This is a genomic window from Pseudomonas sp. CFBP 13711 (assembly GCF_014842265.1).
Lineage (GTDB): Bacteria > Pseudomonadota > Gammaproteobacteria > Pseudomonadales > Pseudomonadaceae > Aquipseudomonas.
In genome coordinates, this window is the sequence record NZ_JACYVI010000011.1 from 46,952 (window position 1) to 64,742 (window position 17,791).

4 protein-coding genes are annotated in these 17,791 nt (G+C 65.2%); 2 read left to right on the forward strand and 2 right to left on the reverse strand.

From position 1 onward, the window contains the following. Window positions 1-174: 174 nt before the first annotated feature. Window positions 175-13,593 (reverse strand): BapA/Bap/LapF family large adhesin, encoded by a 13,419-nt coding sequence (locus IFT47_RS19825; protein WP_192172234.1) that lies wholly within the window; start codon window positions 13,591-13,593, stop codon window positions 175-177. Window positions 13,594-14,368: 775 nt separating this feature from the next. Here IFT47_RS19825 and IFT47_RS28230 point away from each other — a divergent pair. Beyond that, window positions 14,369-14,860 carry a helix-turn-helix domain-containing protein gene (locus IFT47_RS28230; protein WP_192172233.1) on the forward strand — a complete coding sequence of 164 codons (492 nt, stop codon included), beginning with the start codon at window positions 14,369-14,371 and terminating at the stop codon, window positions 14,858-14,860. Window positions 14,861-14,925: 65 nt separating this feature from the next. Here the strand turns inward: IFT47_RS28230 and IFT47_RS19835 are convergent, their stop codons facing one another. Then, entirely contained in the window at window positions 14,926-16,881 is a 1,956-nt protein-coding gene (locus tag IFT47_RS19835) for a putative bifunctional diguanylate cyclase/phosphodiesterase (protein ID WP_192172232.1), read from the reverse strand. Window positions 16,882-17,167: 286 nt separating this feature from the next. On the opposite strand from IFT47_RS19835, the gene IFT47_RS19840 reads away from it, so the two are divergent. Next, complete coding sequence (locus IFT47_RS19840; RefSeq protein WP_192172231.1) at window positions 17,168-17,695, forward strand: hypothetical protein; 528 nt, start codon at window positions 17,168-17,170, stop codon at window positions 17,693-17,695. Window positions 17,696-17,791: the final 96 nt, after the last annotated feature.

Consider the following 17,791-nt stretch of genomic DNA (forward strand, 5'->3'; position numbering starts at 1 on the left):
CGGGTGACACAGGCCGAGGGTCAGGACGACCGCCGGCCATTTCTGCTTGCGAACGCGCTCCACATGGCTTCCTTACTGTACGAATACAGAGCTTCCCTTTTAGTGAATCAACCGGCCGACCCAATCAATCGGCCGGTTGAACCCCGCCGCTGGCAGCGCCAGACGGCGGGCTGATCAAACGACGTGAATACCGTTCTGCACCCACAGATGATGGGTTGGATCTTCCTGCGGCGTGTACTGGGTGTAATCGACGCCATCGGCCTGTTGCGCACCGCCGGCGACCCAGGTGTTGGTCATGTGTACGGTGTCCTCGCTGCCCCCCTTGATGATCAACGTGTTGTTGTCGGCCGAAGTAATGGAGACCAGGTCCGCCAGGCTGATGGTCAGCGCGACGGCACTGGTGTGGTTCAGGTCCAGCACCTCGATGTTGTGGATCCGGCTCTGCAGATCACCCAGGTTGATGGTCGCATCGCCCCCGGCCCAGAGCAGGGTGTCGGTGCCCGTACCGCCATCGACCGAGGCGAAATGCTGGTCGGCGATGATCAGCGTGTCGTTGCCGGCGCCGCCTTGCAGGGTGACCGCGCCGCCATGGGACCCGTCCAGCGTGTCGTTGCCCGCCGTGCCTTGAATCAGCTCGGCACCGGTGGTGGCGACGGCCGTCAGCGCGCTGTGATCATCGACGTTCGCCACGGTAGACAGCGCCGCGAACGAGGTAGTGACGACGGCACCGGCCTGTTCCAGATCAATGGTCAACGTCGCCGTGTCGGTGGTGCCGTTGGGGTGCTTGAGCTGGTAAGTGAACACGTCCTCATGGCCGATGACCGCATCGGTCTGCCCCGGCGTCAGCGTGTAGGTGTAGCGCCCGTCGGCCTGCACCAGCAACGAGCCATAGGTGCCGACAATCGTGGTGCCGTTGTAGCCCGGCGTCACGTAATTGCCGGCCGCCAGCACATTGAGCACGGTGTACGCCGAGCCCAGCACATCAGCGCCGCCGCCGGCGGTGTCGGTGAGCAGATTGCCCGCCACCGGCGTGTAGCTGCTGACCACGAACTGATTGGTGTAGGTGGCGTCGTTGATCAGACTGGCGTTGACGGTGCTCAACAGGCCGACGCCGCCCGTGCTGATTTTCACCTGATAGCTGCCGGCGGTCTGATCGTCGAAACGGATGCCGTAGTTGCCACTGCCCAGGTTCAACAGCGCATTGCCGCCGTAGCTTTTCACCAGCACGTACTGGTTGGTCGTGGTGTTGAGCTTGTACAGGCCGACGGTCATTGACCCGAGCAGACTCAGCAGGTTGCTCGAGTTGACGACCACCGTAAGGTCCGTGACGGTGCCGGCCGCCACACTGGTGGTCCACGAGCCGTTGCCGGTGCCGGCCAGCGGTACGCTGAAGCTGCCCAGCGCCGAGTTGGTGATGACCTCCTTGTTGACCAGGGTGATGTCGCTGACCGCGATGTCGTTGGTGGCGTCGACCAGCAAGGCCGGGCTGGCCAGGCTGCTGTCGCTCCACACCTCGGTGGCCTGCGGACTGTCGATGCGCACGTACAGATTGGCCGTGTCGCTGAGGCCGTTCGGGTGCACCAGCTGATAACTGAAGACATCCACTTTGCCGACGCTGGTGACCGCGCCGTTCGGCGTGTAGCTGTAGTTGCCACTGGCGTCGATGGTCAGCGTGCCGTACAGCCCTTGCACCGTGGTGCCCGCGCTGGCTGTAACGTAGCTGCCGTTTTTCAGCACCTGCAACACCGCGCCGTTGTCTGGGCCGGTCACGTCCGCCTGGCCGTCAACCCCCGGGTTGGTGATGACGTTGCCGGTCACGGCGGCACCGGCCACCCCGTTGAACTGGGTCAGGCTGGTCACGTCCAGCTGCAGTTGGGTGGTGACATTGGTCACCACGCCGATGCCGGTGCTCGACACGACCAGCCGGTAATCGCCACCCAGCAAATCACCGATGTTCACCCGCACGCCCTGGCCGGTCAGGGCCACGAGGTCGATCAGACCGCCGTTGCCGTTGACGTCCAGCGTGACCCAATTGCCGCTGGCATTCTTCACTTGCAGCGTGTAGACCACGCCGTCGAGCAAGGACACCGCACTGGCGGTGGTCAGCGTCAGGGTCGGATCAAGGCTGGTGCCGCTGTTGACCGTGAACACAAACGCCTTGGAGAACCCGGCCAGCAGCGTGGTGAAAGAGTCCGCAAAATTCTGCGTGGTCTTCACCGGTACCAGCGTGACCGACGCCGTGGCGAGGTTGTCACTGGCGATGACCGGGGTATTGACGTCGATGTCCGGCGCGGTGACGTTGGCCACCACCGAGAGGTTGCCCTTGATGTCGGTGAGGCTGACCAGCAGGGTTTCCCCATTGATCTGCGCAGGGGCGAGGGTGACGCTGAACTGCCCCGTGGCCCCGACGGTGCCCGTCCCGAGCACCGCGCCGCCGGTGGATTTGATCTGCACCGTCGAACCGACTTCCCCGGTGCCGCTGACCGTCAGGCCATCGACACTGACCAGCAGCGCACCCGGTGCCGCAGGCGGCGTCAGGTCAGGTGCGATAGCGCTGGCGGCCACCGACACATTCCCGGCGGCATCCGCCTGAGTGATGCTCAGCACCTGGTTATCGATCTGCGCGGCATTCAGTGCCACCGTGAAGCTGCCGTTGGCGGCCACTGTCGTGGTGCCGAGCACAGCTCCCAGCGCGTTGCGCACGGTCACCGTCGAGCCGGCGACACCGGTCCCGGTCACCACCGAACCGCTGGCATTCACGGTCACCGCTGTAGGTGCGCCCGGCGCCGTGATGTCCGGTGCCAGAAGGCTGCCGGCAGCCGACACGTTGCCGGCGACGTCGACCTGACGCACCGTCAGCGCCTGGCCGTCCAGTTGTGCGGCATTCAGGGTGACATTGAACGTCCCGCCAAGGCCTACCGTGGTGGTCCCCAGCAGCGTACCGCCGGCGTTGAACACGTTGACCGTCGCGCCGACTTCACCGCTGCCGGTGAGGGTCAGGCCGTTGCCGGCCAACAACAAAGCGGACGGTGCATTGGGCGCCTGAAGGTCGAGGGCATTAACCGTCGTGACGACCGAGACGTTACTCGCCGCGTCCACTTGCTGGACGCTCAGCACCTGACCATTCAATTGCGCGCTGGAGAGCGAGACGACGAACCCGCCCGCCGCATTGACCACTGCCGTGCCGAGCACGATGTTGGCTGCGTTGGTCACGCGCACGGTCGCGCCGGCTTCGCCGTTGCCGCTGACCTGCAGGCCCGCGACGTTCAGCGCGACGTTGGTCAGGGCGGCGGGCGGTGTGGTGTCGACGGCAGTCACATTGGCGAGCACCGAGATGTTGCCTGCGACGTCACGCTGACTCACCGTCAGCACTTGGCCATTGAGTTGCGCCGCCGACAGGTTGGCGTTGAACGTGCCGTCCAGGGCGACGGTTGCCGTCCCGAGTACGACGCCGAGGCTGCTGCGCACGGTCACTGTCGCGCCGGCTTCGCCAATCCCGCTCAGCACGGTGCCAGCGCCATTGAGAACCAGCGACACCGGTGCGTTGGGCGCGGTGATGTCGGGCGCAGTGACCGGCAGGACGGCCGACGGCAAGCCCGCGGTGTCGGTCTGATAGGCGTTGACGATCTGACCGTTGGCTTGCGCCGGGCTCAACAGGACGCCAAAGGTGCCGCCGGCATTGACCAGCGCAGTGCCAAGGGTGACGCCGTCGGAAGTGGTGATGGTCACCGTCGCCCCGGCTTCGCCACGACCGGTCACCAAGGTGCCGGTTGCATTGACTGCAAGGTCGGCGAGCGCCGCCGGCGGCGTGGAGTCGGCCGCCAGCACTGCAGCCGGCAAGGATGCGCCGCCCGCCCCGGTGCTGGCCGTCACGCCCAGGCTTTCGCCGTTGGTTTGCGCGGTATTGAGTGTGACGCTGAAGGTGCCGCCCGCATTGGTAGCCGCCGTCCCGAGCACTACACCCGTTGCGCTGTACACCGTGATGGTGGTGCCCGTTGCGGCGCTGCCTGTGACCGTCAGTCCGTCGGCGCTAACCAGCAGATTGGTTGGCGCATTCGGTGGAGGGGTCACGGGGACGGTAAGGCCGAGGGTCCCGGAGGCGTTGCCGCTGGCGTCCGCCTGACCGACCGTAAGGACGTCGTTGGCACTGATGCCGGCAGGCAGGCCCACCACAAAAGTGCCATTGGCAGCCACCTGTCCGATGCCGAGCGTGATACCCAGGGAGTCTTTGACGGTCACTGTCGCGCCCGCTTCACCGCGACCCGCCAACAGCAGGTAATCGGCACTGATCGTCAGGTTGCTGACAGGATCAGGCGCCTGAGTGTCCGGCACGGTGTAAACCAGCGGCGCGGAAGCGTTGTTGGCCGCGTCCGTTGCCGTAATGGAGATGACTTGCCCGTTGGTTTGCGCAGGATTCAGCCCGACCTCGTAACGTCCACCGGCGTCGGTCTGCGTGGTGCCCAGCAACGTGCCGTCGGCGGACCGCACGGTCACCGTGCTGTTGGCTTCGGCCGTGCCTTGCAGGATCGTGCCGTTGCCGGTAAGCGAGGTGAACACCGGCACTGCGGGTGGCGTGATGTCCGGCGCGATGACGGGAACCGGCGCCGAATCGTTCAGCGCTGCGTCGACTTGCACCACCGACAACGACTGACCGTTGAGCTGCGCAGTCGACAGCGCCACGCTGAACGTGCCGTCCGCGAGCACGATGGCCGTGCCCAGCGCAGGCGTGCCCGCGCTTGCGCCGGTCAGCGAAACGCTCACCGAAGCACCGGGTTCGCCGCGTCCGCTCAGCGTCAGCCCGTCCTGGCTGACCGAAAGGTTGGTCACCGCAGCCGGATCGGTCACGTCGGCAACCTGGTAGACCACGGTGCCGGAGACGTTGGTCGCCGCGTCGGTCTGGGTCAGGTTGAGCTTCTCGCCGTTCAGTTGGGCAGGGCTCAGCGCGACGCTGAATGTCCCGTCGGCCAGCACCGTGGCGCTGCCGAGGCTGGCGCCGGTCGCGCTGGTCACTTTGACCGTCGCGCCCGCTTCACCGGTGCCGGTCAGCGTCAGGCCGTTGGCACTCAGCGCGGTCACCACCGGCAGCGCCGGGGGCGTGGTGTCCGGTGCCGTTACCGGGGCGCCGGCGGACGGATTGCCCGCGGCATCCCGTTGCACCACGGACAGCAGCTCGCCATTGATTTGCGGTACCGACAGCGACACCGCGAAATTGCCGTCCACGCCGACCACGCCTGTGCCGACAATGTTGCCGGCGGCATCGGTGATCAACAGGCTGGCGCCTGCTTCACCGCGACCGCTGACCACCACGCCCGTGTTATCGATTTGCACGTTGGTGACCGCTGCGGGCGGTGTCAGGTCAGGCGAGGCGACGGAGCCGGCTGGCGAGGCATTGGTGGCCGCGTCGGTGAGCACGACGAATACGGGCTGACCGTCGTTCTGAGGCTGGTTCAAGGTGATCAGGAATTTGCCATCGACACCCACGGTGCCGTTGCCCACTTGCGTGCCATCGGCCAAGGTAATGCGCACCACCGCGCCCGCTTCGCCGCTGCCGCTGAGCACACTGCCGGAGGCATTGAACTGCAGATTGGTGGCGACCGCCGGGGGGGTCAAATCCGGCGCGATCACCGTTGCGGGCACGCTGACGTTGCCGGGCGGATCGGCCTGCTGAACGCTCAGTACCTGGTTGTTGATCTGCGGGGTGGAGAGGGTGACGCTGAACGTGCCATCGGTCAGCACCAGCGTTGAGCCGAGCAGGGTGCCGCTGGCATCACGGACGGTGACAGTGGCGCCGGCTTCACCGGTACCGGTAATCACCGCGCCGGCTGCGTTGATGCGCACGTTGTCGAGCTGTTCGGGCGGCGTGAAGTCCGGCGTGGTCAGGCTGGCCTGGGGCGACACGTTGCCGGCGGCATCCCGTTGCACCAGCGTCAGCACTTCGGCATTGGACAGCGCCGGGACCAGCACCAGGGTAAACGCCCCGGTGCTGCCCACTGTTGCCGTGCCCAGCAGGGCACCGAGGTTGTTGGTCACCGTGACAATCGCCCCGGCTTCACCGCGGCCGGTCAGCGTCGCGCCATCGCTGGAAATGTTCAGCTGGGTCAGGGCGAGCGGCGCCGTGGTGTCGACCGAGGTCAGGTCGGCGGGCAGGGACGTATTCCCGGCCGCATCGGTCAGGGTGACCGCCAGCAATTCGCCGTTGGCTTGCGGGGTGGTCAGGGTGAGCTGGAAGGTGCCGTCGATGAGCACGCTGCCGGAACCGATCAGGGCGCCGCTGGCGTTGAACACATTGACCGTGGCACCCGGTTCACCGGTGCCCGACAGCACCGCGCCGTCTGGCGTCATCGCCAGGGCGAGCGGCGCATTCGGGGCAATCAGGTCCCGGGCGGTCAGCGCGATGCTGGCCGATTCATTACCGGCGACGTCGGTCTGGCTGACGCTCAGGGATTGGCCGGCAATCTGCGGCGCGTTCAGCGTCAGCGAGAAGTTGCCGTCGACGCCCACTTGCCCGGTGCCGAGGATGACCCCGCCAGCGCCCAGCACCGTCACCGCTGCGCCCACTTCGCCGTGGCCGGTCAGGGAGACGCCGTTGGTATTGAGCACCAGATCGGTCAGCTGCCCGGGCGCGGTGACGTCCGCCGCCAGGTAACCGGTGGACAGCGAATTGATGCCGTCGCTGGACGTGGCGATGGCCGAGAGCGACTCACCGTTGAGTTGCGCGGCATTGAGCTGTGCACTGAACGTGCCGTCGCCATTGACCAGCGCCGTGCCCAGCAGCACACCGGAGGCGGTACGGATGCTGACCGTGCTGCCGGCGTTGGCGGTGCCGCTCAGCGTCAGGCCGTCGGCGCTGAGGGCCAGGTTGAGGGGCGCAGGCTCCGCCAGATTGCCGGGGGCTACCACCGTGCCGGCGTCGGACGGATTGCCGGCGGCGTCGGTCTGAATCACGGTCAGGGTAGAGCCAGCGGTCGCCGCCGGGTTCAGCCCGACGGTAAAGCTGCCATTGGCCGCCACAGTCGCGGTGCCCAGCGCGTTGCCATTGGCATCGCGCACGACCACCGTTGCCCCGGCCTCGCCGGTCCCGCCCAGGGTCAGGCCATCGGCGCTGACGGCCAGGTTGCTGGCAGCCGAGGGCGCGGTGGTGTCGGCGGCTTGATAAGCCGCGGGCACCGAGACATTACCCGAAGCGTCGGTGGAGGTGACGCTCAGGTTTTGGCCGTTGAGTTGCGGGCTGGACAGAGTGACCTGGAACACGCCGTTGGCCCCGGCGACGCCTGAACCTAGCACGTTGCCGGAGGCATCGCGGACAATGACGGTGCTGCCGGCTTCGGCGTTCCCCGCCAGTTGCACGCCGCTGCCGCTGAGCAGCAGGGCGGTCGGGCTGTCCGGCGCAGTGAGGTCCACGGACGTCACATTGACCGCCGTCGACACGTTGCCGGGCGGATCTTCCTGGGTGACGGTCAAGACCTCGGCGTTGATCTGCGCGGTGCTCAGCGTGACGCTGAACGCGCCATTGGCGGCCACCAGCGCCGTGCTCAGAAGGGCACCCCCGGACGTGCGCACCGATACCGTTGCGCCAGGTTCGCCACGGCCAATCACCGTCAGGCCGTCGGCGTTCACCGACACCTGGGTGAGGGCGGCAGGCGGAGTGATGTCCGGCGCCGTCAGGTTCGCCGACGGCGAGACGTTGCCGCTCGGGTCGGTCTGGCTGATGTCCAGAGCCTGGCCGTTGTTCGGCGCAGGCGCGAGGGTCACGGTGAAGGTGCCGTCATTTGCCACCAGCGCGGTGCCCAGCAGCGTGCCGCTGGCGTCGAGGACTTTCACCGTTGCACCGGCCTCGCCGGTCCCGGTAAGCGTGCGGCCGTTGGCGCTGATCAACAGGTTCTGTGGCAGGGCCGGCGGTGTGGTGTCCACCGTCGTCAGGGCTGTGCCGGCCGAGACGTTGCCCGCCGCGTCGGTCAGGGTGACGGTCAGCGCCGCGCCAGTGGTGACGGCGCTTGGCAGAGTGACCTGGAACTGGCCACTCTGATTGACCAGCCCCGTGGCGAGGATGTTGCCCGCGGCGTCGCGGATCGTCACCGTCGCCCCAGCCTCGCCGAGGCCATTGACCACGGTGCCGACGTTGTTGATGGTCAGACCCGTGGCGGCGTCGGGCGCCGTCAGGTCCGGCGCGATGATGCTGCCGGCCTGGGAAACGTTGCCCGCCTGATCGACCTGGGTCGCCGTCAGGGGCTGCGAATCCAGCTGGGACGGGGTCAGCGCGATGGTGACGACGCCGTTGCTCGCGACGATCCCGGAACCCAGCACCGTGCCGCCACTGTTCGTAATGGTCACCGTCGCACCGGCTTCACCGCGCCCGGTGACAGAGCTGCCATCGGCGTTGATGGTCAGCCCGGCCGGGGCTTCGGGCGCCGTCAGGTCGTTGGCGACAATCAGGGCGGTGACCGAGGTGTGTCCTGCGTCATCGGTGGCGACAACGTGCAAGGTCTGCGCATTCAGTTGGGCGAAACGCATCAGGATGCTGAAGCGGCCGAGGCTGTTGACCCTGCCGCTGCCCAGGCTGACGCCGTTGCTGTCGAGGATGTTGACCGTGCTCCCCGCAGTGGCGGTGCCGGTGAGAATGAAACCGTCGCTGCTGACGGCCAGGTCGCTGGGAGTCGCCAGCTGCGTGCCGTCCGGCCCTGGGAGGGTAACTGGGTTGGACGCGTTGCCGCCGGCGTCGGTGCTGATGACGTCGACGTTGGTATTGATGGCGGCAGGCGGATTGAGGCCGATGACGAATGCGCCATCCTGGCCGACGGTGCCAGTGCCGAGCAGTACATTGCCCGGCCCGCGAACGGTAACGGTGGTGCCGGGCTCGCCGACGCCGGAGACGCTCGCGCCGTCCGGGCTGATCGCCAGGTTGGTCACGTCGACCGGCCGGGTGGTGTCGGGGGCGAGCACTGGGGTCGCCAGGGCGTCGTTGGTGCCATCGGTGGCGACCACTTGCACCGTCTCGCCGTTTCTCAGGACGGACTGAAGGGTATACGTGAACGTGCCGTCAGGTCCGGCGGTGGCGTTGCCGATCAGAATGCCGTTGGCATCGAGGATTTTCACCGAGCCGCCGGGCACGGTGGTGCCGGTCAGCACGCCATTGCCGTCGAGCGTGAGGTCGATGACCGCAGGAGGTGCCGTGATGTCGGGCGCCGTAACAGATGCGGGGGGCGAGGGCAGGGTGCTGGCGTCGGTCTGGGTGACGCTCAGCACCTGTCCGTCCAGCTGCGCCGGATTCAGGGTCAGCGCAAAGCTGCCGTTGCTGGCGACGGTGGCGGAGCCCAGCAGGGTCCCGCTGGCATCGCGCACTTGAACGGTATCGCCTGCAACGCCTGTCCCGGACACGGTCAGGCCGTCATTGCTGATGGTGATGCCGGTCGGCGCGTCGGGCGCGGTGGTGTCAGGTGCGGTCAAAGAGGCCGCGGGAGAGAGGTTCCCCGCCGCGTCGGTCTGTTTGACCAACAGCACCTGGCCGTCGTCTTGAGCCGAATTGAGCGTGACGTCAAAGCGACCGGTCACGGCATTGGCCGTCGCGGTGCCCAGCAGCGTGCCGTTGGCATCCCGCACGTTGACCGTCGCGCCGGGTTCGCCCTGGCCGCTCAGCGTCAGGCCGTTGGCGCTCAGGGTGAGGCCGGTCGGGGCGTCGGGCGCCTGGATGTCCGCTGCCTGCAGTTGCACCGTCGGAGACGCCAGGGCCGAGCCATCCACTTGCGAGACGTTAAGTGCCTGGCCGTTGATCTGCGCGCTGGACAGGGTGACTTCAAAGCGTCCGTCACTGCCCACCACGGCACTGCCGAGGGTCGCGCCGAGGGCGTCCTTGACGGTGACAGTCGCGCCGATCTGGCCGTTACCGGTGACGATCAACCCGTTGGCCGACAGATCGAGGTTGGTCACCGGTGCCGGTGCGCTAAGGTCCGGCGCAGTGACCGGGACCGGCAGCGACTGGTTGCCCGCGCTGTCGGCCTGGGTGACTTGCAACAGCTGGCCGTCGGTTTGCGCCGCTGTCAGGGTCAGGGTAAAGCGGCCATCGGCGCCGGCCTGGCCGGTGCCGATGATGTTCCCGCCCGCATCACGCACCGTCACGGTTGCACCGGCTTCACCGGTGCCGGTGAGAATCAGCCCGGCGCCGTCGAGGGCAACGCCGGTAAGCGCGGCGGGCTCCTGAGTGTCGGGCGTGACAAAGGTCACGGGCAAGGCCGGATTGCCACTGCTGTCGCTGGCGCCAATCAGCAGGGTCTGGCCGTTGTTCTGCGGGCTGTTCAAGATCACGCTGAACTGGCCGTTCGCAGACGCAACGGCGGTGCCGAGCACGTTGCCGTTGACGTCGGTGACGGTGATCGTCGACCCGGCCTCACCGGTGCCCGTCAGCGTGGTGCCGCTGGCATCGATGCTGATGGCCGACGGTTGCAGCGGGCCATCCAGATCCGGCGCGGTGACCGGCGTCGCCAGGGACGGGTTCCCGGCGGCGTCGCTCAGGACCACCTGCAGCGCCTGACCATTGGTTTGAGCGGAAGCAAGGGTGACGCTGAAGTTGCCGGTCGCCGACGTTACGCCGGTGCCGATGACATTGCCCTGGGCGTCGCGCACTGAAACGGTCGACCCCGGTTCGCCGCGGCCGGTCAGGGTCAGTCCGTTGTTGGCCACCGCGAGATCAGTGGCGGCGGAAGGACCGGTGATGTCGGGCGCGGTGACGGGAACGGTGACCGAGCTTTCGCCCTGACCGTCCACCGCGACCACGTCGAGCACTTCGCCGTTGGCCTGGGCCGGATTGAGCACGACGGTGAAGCTGCCGTTGCTGCCAACCGTTGCACTGCCGAGCAGCACGCCGTTGGCATCGCGCACCTGGACCACCGAACCGGCGCTTGCGGTACCGGTCAGCTGGGTGCCGTCGGCGTTGATGACCAGCCCGGAAGGCGTCGCCGGCCCACTGGCGTCAGGCGCCGTGACCACCAGCACGGGGGACGGCAGGCCTGCGGCGTCGGTCTGGGTGACCTGCACCTGATCACCGGGGTTGACCGGCGGCGTCAGGGTTGTGGAGAAGGTGCCGTTGGCGCCGACCACCACGGTGCCGATTGCGGCGCCGGTGGCGTCGAGGAGGGTGACCGTCGCGCCGGCTTCGCCCTTGCCGGACACCTGCGTGCCGTCGGCGCTGATCACCACATCAGTGACCTGGGCGGGTGGCGTTGTGTCGGCCGCGGTCAGCTCGGCCGAGGCAGAGTTGCCGGCCGCATCCGTGGCAATGACGTTGAGTTTTTCGCCGTTGGTCTGCGCGGTGTCGAGGGTCACGCTGAACGTGCCGTCAAGGCCGGCGCGAGTGGCACCGATGACCGCACCCGACGCATTGCGCACAAGGACGCGAGAGCCCGCTTCGGCACGACCGGTGAGGATCAGGCCGTCAGCCGACAGGACGAAATCCGAGGGTGCCGCTGGCGGCGTGGTGTCCGGTGCTTGCAGTGGCACGTTAGGCGAGGTATTGCCGGCGGCGTCGGTGAGGGTGACCTGCAGCGACTGACCGGCAGTTTGCGGCGCGTTCAGGGTGATATTGAACAGCCCGTCGGTGCCCACAACGGCCGTCCCGAGGACGTTGCCGTTGGCATCGATGACGCTCGCGGTGCTGCCGGCTTCGCCACGGCCGCTGACGATCGCGCCGTTGCCACTGATGGCAATGCCGGTAGGTGCATCGGGCGGCGTGACATCCCCGCCGGGCGGAGTGACGTCGATGTCCGGCGCCTGGGCCCGAGCAGGTTGGGAGACATTGCCCGCGGCATCGATCGCATTGACGGTCAGCGACTGACCGTCGGTTTGAGGCGGAGTGAGGCCGAGGCTGAACGTGCCGTCTGCGCCGACCGTGCCGCTGCCCAGCAGGGTGCCATCGGCGGCACGCACCTGAATGGTCGCGCCCGCTTCGCCGGAGCCGTTGATGCGCGTGCCGTCCGCGCTGACCACGAGATTGCCCGGGGCATTGGGCGCGGTGGTGTCGACCGGTGGAACGTCGATGTCCTGTGCGGTCGCTTGAGCCGGCGCCGAGACGTTACCGGCGGCGTCGGTCGCCGTCACAGTCAACGCCTGGCCGTCGGTTTGCGCCGGACTGAGGGTGAGGCTGAAGGTGCCGTCTGCCGCTACAACGCCGCTGCCCAGCAGGGTGCCGTCGGCGGCACGCACCTGAACGGTCGCGCCCGCTTCGCCGGAGCCGTTGATGCGCGTGCCGTCTGCGCTGACCACGAGATTGCCCGGGGCATTGGGCGCGCTGGTGTCGACCGGTGGAACGTCGATGTCCGGTGCGGTCGCTTGAGACGCCGCCGAGACGTTACCGGCGGCGTCGGTCGCCGTCACGGTCAACGCCTGACCGTCGGTTTGCGCCGGACTGAGGGTGAGGCTGAAGGTGCCGTCTGCCGCTACAACGCCGCTGCGAAGCAGGGTGCCATCGGCGGCACGCACCTGAATGGTCGCGCCCGCTTCGCCGGAGCCGTTGATGCGCGTGCCGTCCGCGCTGACCACGAGATTGCCCGGGGCGTTGGGCGCGGTGGTGTCGACCGGTGGAACGTCGATGTCCGGTGCGGTCGCTTGAGACGGCGCCGAGACGTTACCGGCGGCGTCGGTTGCCGTCACGGTCAACGCCTGACCGTCGGTTTGCGCCGGACTGAGTGTGAGGCTGAAGGTGCCGTCTGCCGCTACAACGCCGCTGCCCAGCAGGGTGCCGTCGGCGGCGCGAACCTGAATGGTCGCACCCGCTTCGCCGGTGCCGGTCAGCACGCTGCCGGTGGGGTTGACCGCCAGATTGGCCGGAGCGCCGGGAGCCGTGGTATCTGGCCCAGGCTGATCACCGCCGGTGTCGGGCGTTGGCGCCTGGGTGGTCGGTGAAACGTTGCCTGCGGGGTCGGTGGCGCTGACCGCCAGAGGCTGGCCGCTGGTTTGCGGCGGGTTCAGGGTCACACTGAACGTCCCGTCCGGCGCCACGACACCGCTGCCGAGCAGGGCACCCGCGTTGTTGCGCACCTGAATGGTCGCGCCGGCTTCACTGGTGCCGGTCAGCAGAGTGCCGTCTGCACTGACGAGCAAGTTGCCCGGCGCCAGGGGCGCGGAGGTGTCAGCGGGAGCACCACCGCCGCCACCCCCACCACCGCCGCCGCCAACGCCGCCAACGCCGGCGGCGGCCGCACCGCCGGCGCCCAACAGGCCCAGCCCGGCAATCGCAAACGTAGGAGTCGAACCGCTCACTACGCCGGCGTCGGCGATGAGCTGGTCGAGGGAATCGACTTCGTCGAATGTGAAACCGTTGAAGGACTGGGTGTCGTACTGCGCCTGCCAAAGCGTGCCGTCTTCGCCCTGGAACACCATGTCGCTGTTGGGACCGTCAGGCGCGGTGTTGAAAAAGTTGGCGACTTTGATGTGTTCGCCATTTTTCAAGTTCACCACAAGGTCTTGCCCGTTACGGGACACCGAAGCTACTTGACTGGGAGGGACGGGCATTTGAACAACGGACGGTGAATTGAGTGAAAGATCTCCCCAGGTGTTGGCAGTGAGTTCAGACGTTGCTTTGTTGGCTACAACAATATTATCCATGTGACAGTCCCTTTCTTCGCTTTTAGCACTACAACAACGCGGTTAATGGCGTGTCATACCAGCCGCCCGATTCATAGAGCCAGGCGCAACTTCTTTTCTTGTTTGGGTGAAAGCCGTTTTGCACAAATTTAGAGTGGATCCATCCGATTTCAATAGGAAATTGTTTGACGATCATCTTAGGATTACAAAAATATGGCCGCAAGCTGCTGTTTTAAAAGATCTATTTTGGTAAGTCGGACAGCGCTACCGATCGTCGGCCGGTTTCGGGAAATGTTCTCAATTGGAGGTAAATGCTGGAGGCAGTAGCCTGTCGTTGACCTTGCCTAAAACATGTTTAAATCCAAGACCCCATTCTTAAACAGTGCGCGAAGGCAGGTTTACCTCGTTTGAATGTTTATCGTATTCAAACGAATTAGTTATCTTTGGCGCACCTGCGCTAATGCACCCACATCGCGTGGGTCGCCAATTAACCCGTCGTCCGGTGCCATTTAAACCCTCTCAAGCGTTAAATGCGGCTGTTGGCGGGATAAACATCTACCCCATCTGCAACGTCCCCAGCGCTATTCATATGGACATAATCAAACTGGCTAAGTACCTCTTTGGCTCGTTGTAAAGGCTGTAAAACTGAAATACTTGTTCGCGAATGTTGCAAACACTGTAAAGTGGTGGGTCCCCACCGTACGAGGCTATTTCGCTAACCCAGGAAGCTCGCACTCCAGCCCCCCATTGCACCCACCGCTCCATCGTGTGGCGTGAATTCAGCAGGAGTTTGCTCATGGAAAAGCTTGGAACGCGTTTGAGAAAAGAACGCAAACGGCTTGGTCTGACGCAAATTGCGTTCGCCAGAATTGGCGGCGTCGAACCTAACGCCCAGGGTCACTACGAAAGTGGCCATCGATCACCCAAGGCCGATTATCTTCAGCGCGTCTGTGACGCTGGCGTTGACATGCATTACCTGTTTTCCGGCAACGCCCTGGCGGGCACTGCGGACAGACAGGGTGCGGACGAGCAGCCGTCTGCGGGCAGGGCGCTCCCCGGCAATCACCGAGAAGTAACCATTTCAAATCGCAATGCGGTCGGTATTCTGGGCACGCTTCACCAGAGCCTCAACGACACGACGCAGGTCATCGCCGACGTTGCCATCTGTTTCAGCACGCGCCACCAGGACGCCCGCGAAGAGCAGTTCGCCGCCCAGGTCCGCGATTTTCAGGAAGACTCGCGACGCTTCATTGGCCTGGCCATGATGAAAGTCCAGCACAGCGTCTGATCGGCAACGTTCGTTGCCATCCTCTCAGCGGCGATAAGCGCCGCTGTTCTCTCCCCGGAACACCTTCACAGAACGACCGCCGCCGCAGGCGCGCTCGACGTTGAGCCGATCCACTCCAGGGTCTGCTCAAGGGGCATCGGCCGTGAGAACAGGTAGCCCTGCACCAGCGTGCAGCCCAGGGTCCGCAATGCCTCCAGCTCCGCGTCGGTTTCAACACCCTCACTGACGCACTGCAATTCCATGTCCTGGCTCAGGGCCAGCAGCGATTTAACGATCTTGAAACTCGCGGCGTTCTGGTGAATGTCGGTGATGAACGAGCGGTCGATCTTCAGCTTGGTCAGCGGCAGGGCGTGAAGCTGGCTGAGGCTTGAATATCCGGTGCCGAAGTCGTCCAGGGAAATGCCGCAGCCCAGCTCACGGAACGCGTTGATCGCCCTTTGCGCCTGAACGAGGTCTTTGATGACCGCGGTCTCGGTGATTTCCAGGTCCAGCCGCGAGGCGTCGAAACCGCTCTGACGGATCACCTCAATCAACTGTTCAACTGCCTCCATCGACGAGCAATCGTGGGCCGACAGGTTGAAGGCGAGCCTGACATCGTCCGGCCACAACTGCGCCGCTTGCAGGGCTTTTTCAAGCAGCGGTGGCGTCAGGCGGTGGATCAGTCCAATCCGCTCGGCCACACCGATGAAGTGGCCCGGCGCGACGTTGCCCAGCTTCGGGCTCATCCACCGGGCCAGCGCTTCGAACGCCACCGTGCGCGAGGTTCGGATGTCGACGATCGGCTGGAACACCAGGGTGAATTCTTCAGCGACATTGGCCTGGCGCAGTCCCTGCTCGGTAAGCATGTCGCGCTTGAGGCGTTGATGCTGGCCGGGCGAGAACATGCACAGCTCGCCGGGTGTTTCGCGCTTGCTGGTGTAGAGCGCGTAGTCGGCGAACTCATAGGCCTCGGTCGAAGTGCTCGCCAGGTCCGGAAAAACCACAAGGCCCATGGAGGCGCTGATGCTGACCTGAATGTCACCGATCACGAACGGCTGGCGCATGGTGCGGCACAGCGACTGGCCTTGTTTGATCAGGTCGCTTTCATCACCGGCCCTGACAATGATCAGCCCGAACTCATCGCCGCCCAGGCGGGCCACATGCAACTGCTCACTGGCGAACGCTCGCAATCGCTGGCCAACTTGACGCAGCAACTTGTCGCCCACGCCGTGGCCATAGGAGTCGTTGATCGGCTTGAAACCGTCCAGATCGATCATCCCCACCGCCAGTCGCGTGTCCTCGTGCCGGGCGTGGTTCAGTTCACGGTCGAGCAGGTTGAAAAACCTTCGCCTGTTGGGCAGGCCGGTGAGGCTGTCTTCGTTGGCCAGCCGTTCATTGTCATCACTGAGCTTTTCCGTGCGTATCTGCATGTTCACCAGCCGGGTGAACTCGCCGTAGTGGTTCTGCAGCACCACGATCATCGCCAGCGAGACGAGAAAGACATTGGCCGCCATCGCGGTGTACGTGGCATTGCCGGCGCTGGCGAAAAACGCCACGAAGGCGATGTTGACCACCGCCGTTGTCATCATCGCTGCAGAAGGCAGGTGCATCAGACAGAAGATGCAGACGATCACCGTGATCGCCATGTAGAAGGCCACGTGGGACTTGGTGTACGTATCGCCGTAGGGAAACAGCAGCAGCGCCCAGATCGTGAAGCCGAACGCAATGACCACCGTCACCTGATTGGTGCGGGTCAGTTTCTTGAAGATCTGCTCGGTGGTCAGGGTCTGACTGCGGCTCTGCCACCAGAGGACCGCGCGTACGGTGCCTACCAGGGTCAGCAACAGCGGGATGTAGACGGTCAGCCACAGCGGAGCGATGCCGTAATGGGTGGCCGCGAGGGCGAGGGTGTTGATCAGCAGGATGACGTACATCATGGGCAACTGTCTGGACAGCGCAATGTATTGCGCTTCCATCAGTCGCGTGTTGTCTCGCTGGACGCAGATCAGCGTTTTCAGTCGATCAAAAGACGGGAATTTCATGACTAGGAACCTAACGCGCGCAAAAGAAAAAACGGCGAACCCCACAACTTGCAGCGCTGCAGAACGTTATGACTGTTAGAGGATATCGGCGGCAGGGTTGGTTTCTATAGCCATTGCAGCGCTTGAGACGCCGAGCGCTCTGGCTCGCTGGCGTTGTGCAAAAAAATGACTTTTTTCAGCGTTGCCGTGCCCAACGGAAGATGCGCAACACACGGGCGCGTGGCGAAGCTGAAAGAACACCCGCCGTCGAGAAACTTCATGTACACCCTGGAAGGATGCAAAAGCGATGGTAATAGCCTGTTTGGGTTGGGGCTCATTGATATGGAAGCCGGACGCACTGCCGCTCGCCAGTGAGTGGTTTATGGACGGGCCGGCGTTACCGGTCGAATTTTCGCGGATAGGTGATGGCGGTGAGCTGGCCACGGCCATCTGCCTGAACGCGCCGCCATGCCGGGTGCTCTGGTCCGTCCTGGCGACCGATTCATTGGAGCAGGCGTGCAGTGCGCTGCGTGAACGTGAGCAGATCCCTGCAGAACGGGAGGACGGCATCGGCGTGTATCGGGTGGAAGCGTCTTCAACCGGGCCGCTGGCGCAGTGGGCCAGCGAGCGCCAGATCGATGCGCTGATCTGGACAGCGCTGCCGCCGCGCTTTCGTAGCGAGGGGCGCCTGCCAAAGAGCGAGGACGCCCTGGCGTACCTGCGAAGCCTGACCGGCGAGAAGCTCGAACATGCCCGGGATTACATTCGCCAGGTACCGGCCCAGATCGACACCCCTTATCGTCGTGACATCCAGAAGCAGTTGGGCTGGAAGTGACAGGCCGGCCCATGCCATGCCGGTGCATACCCTGCAACGGTTGTAACGACCAGCCTGTTTGGGTGGTTGTTCCTGGGCGTTTGCTATCAGATGAAT

What these genes read in the sequence shown, in the direction of transcription:
- IFT47_RS19825 (WP_192172234.1), bottom strand. Translation starts at nt 13,593, where the DNA reads ATGGATAATATTGTTGTAGCCAACAAAGCAACGTCTGAACTCACTGCC.
- IFT47_RS28230 (WP_192172233.1), top strand. Translation starts at nt 14,369, where the DNA reads ATGGAAAAGCTTGGAACGCGTTTGAGAAAAGAACGCAAACGGCTTGGT.
- IFT47_RS19835 (WP_192172232.1), bottom strand. Translation starts at nt 16,881, where the DNA reads ATGAAATTCCCGTCTTTTGATCGACTGAAAACGCTGATCTGCGTCCAG.
- IFT47_RS19840 (WP_192172231.1), top strand. Translation starts at nt 17,168, where the DNA reads ATGGTAATAGCCTGTTTGGGTTGGGGCTCATTGATATGGAAGCCGGAC.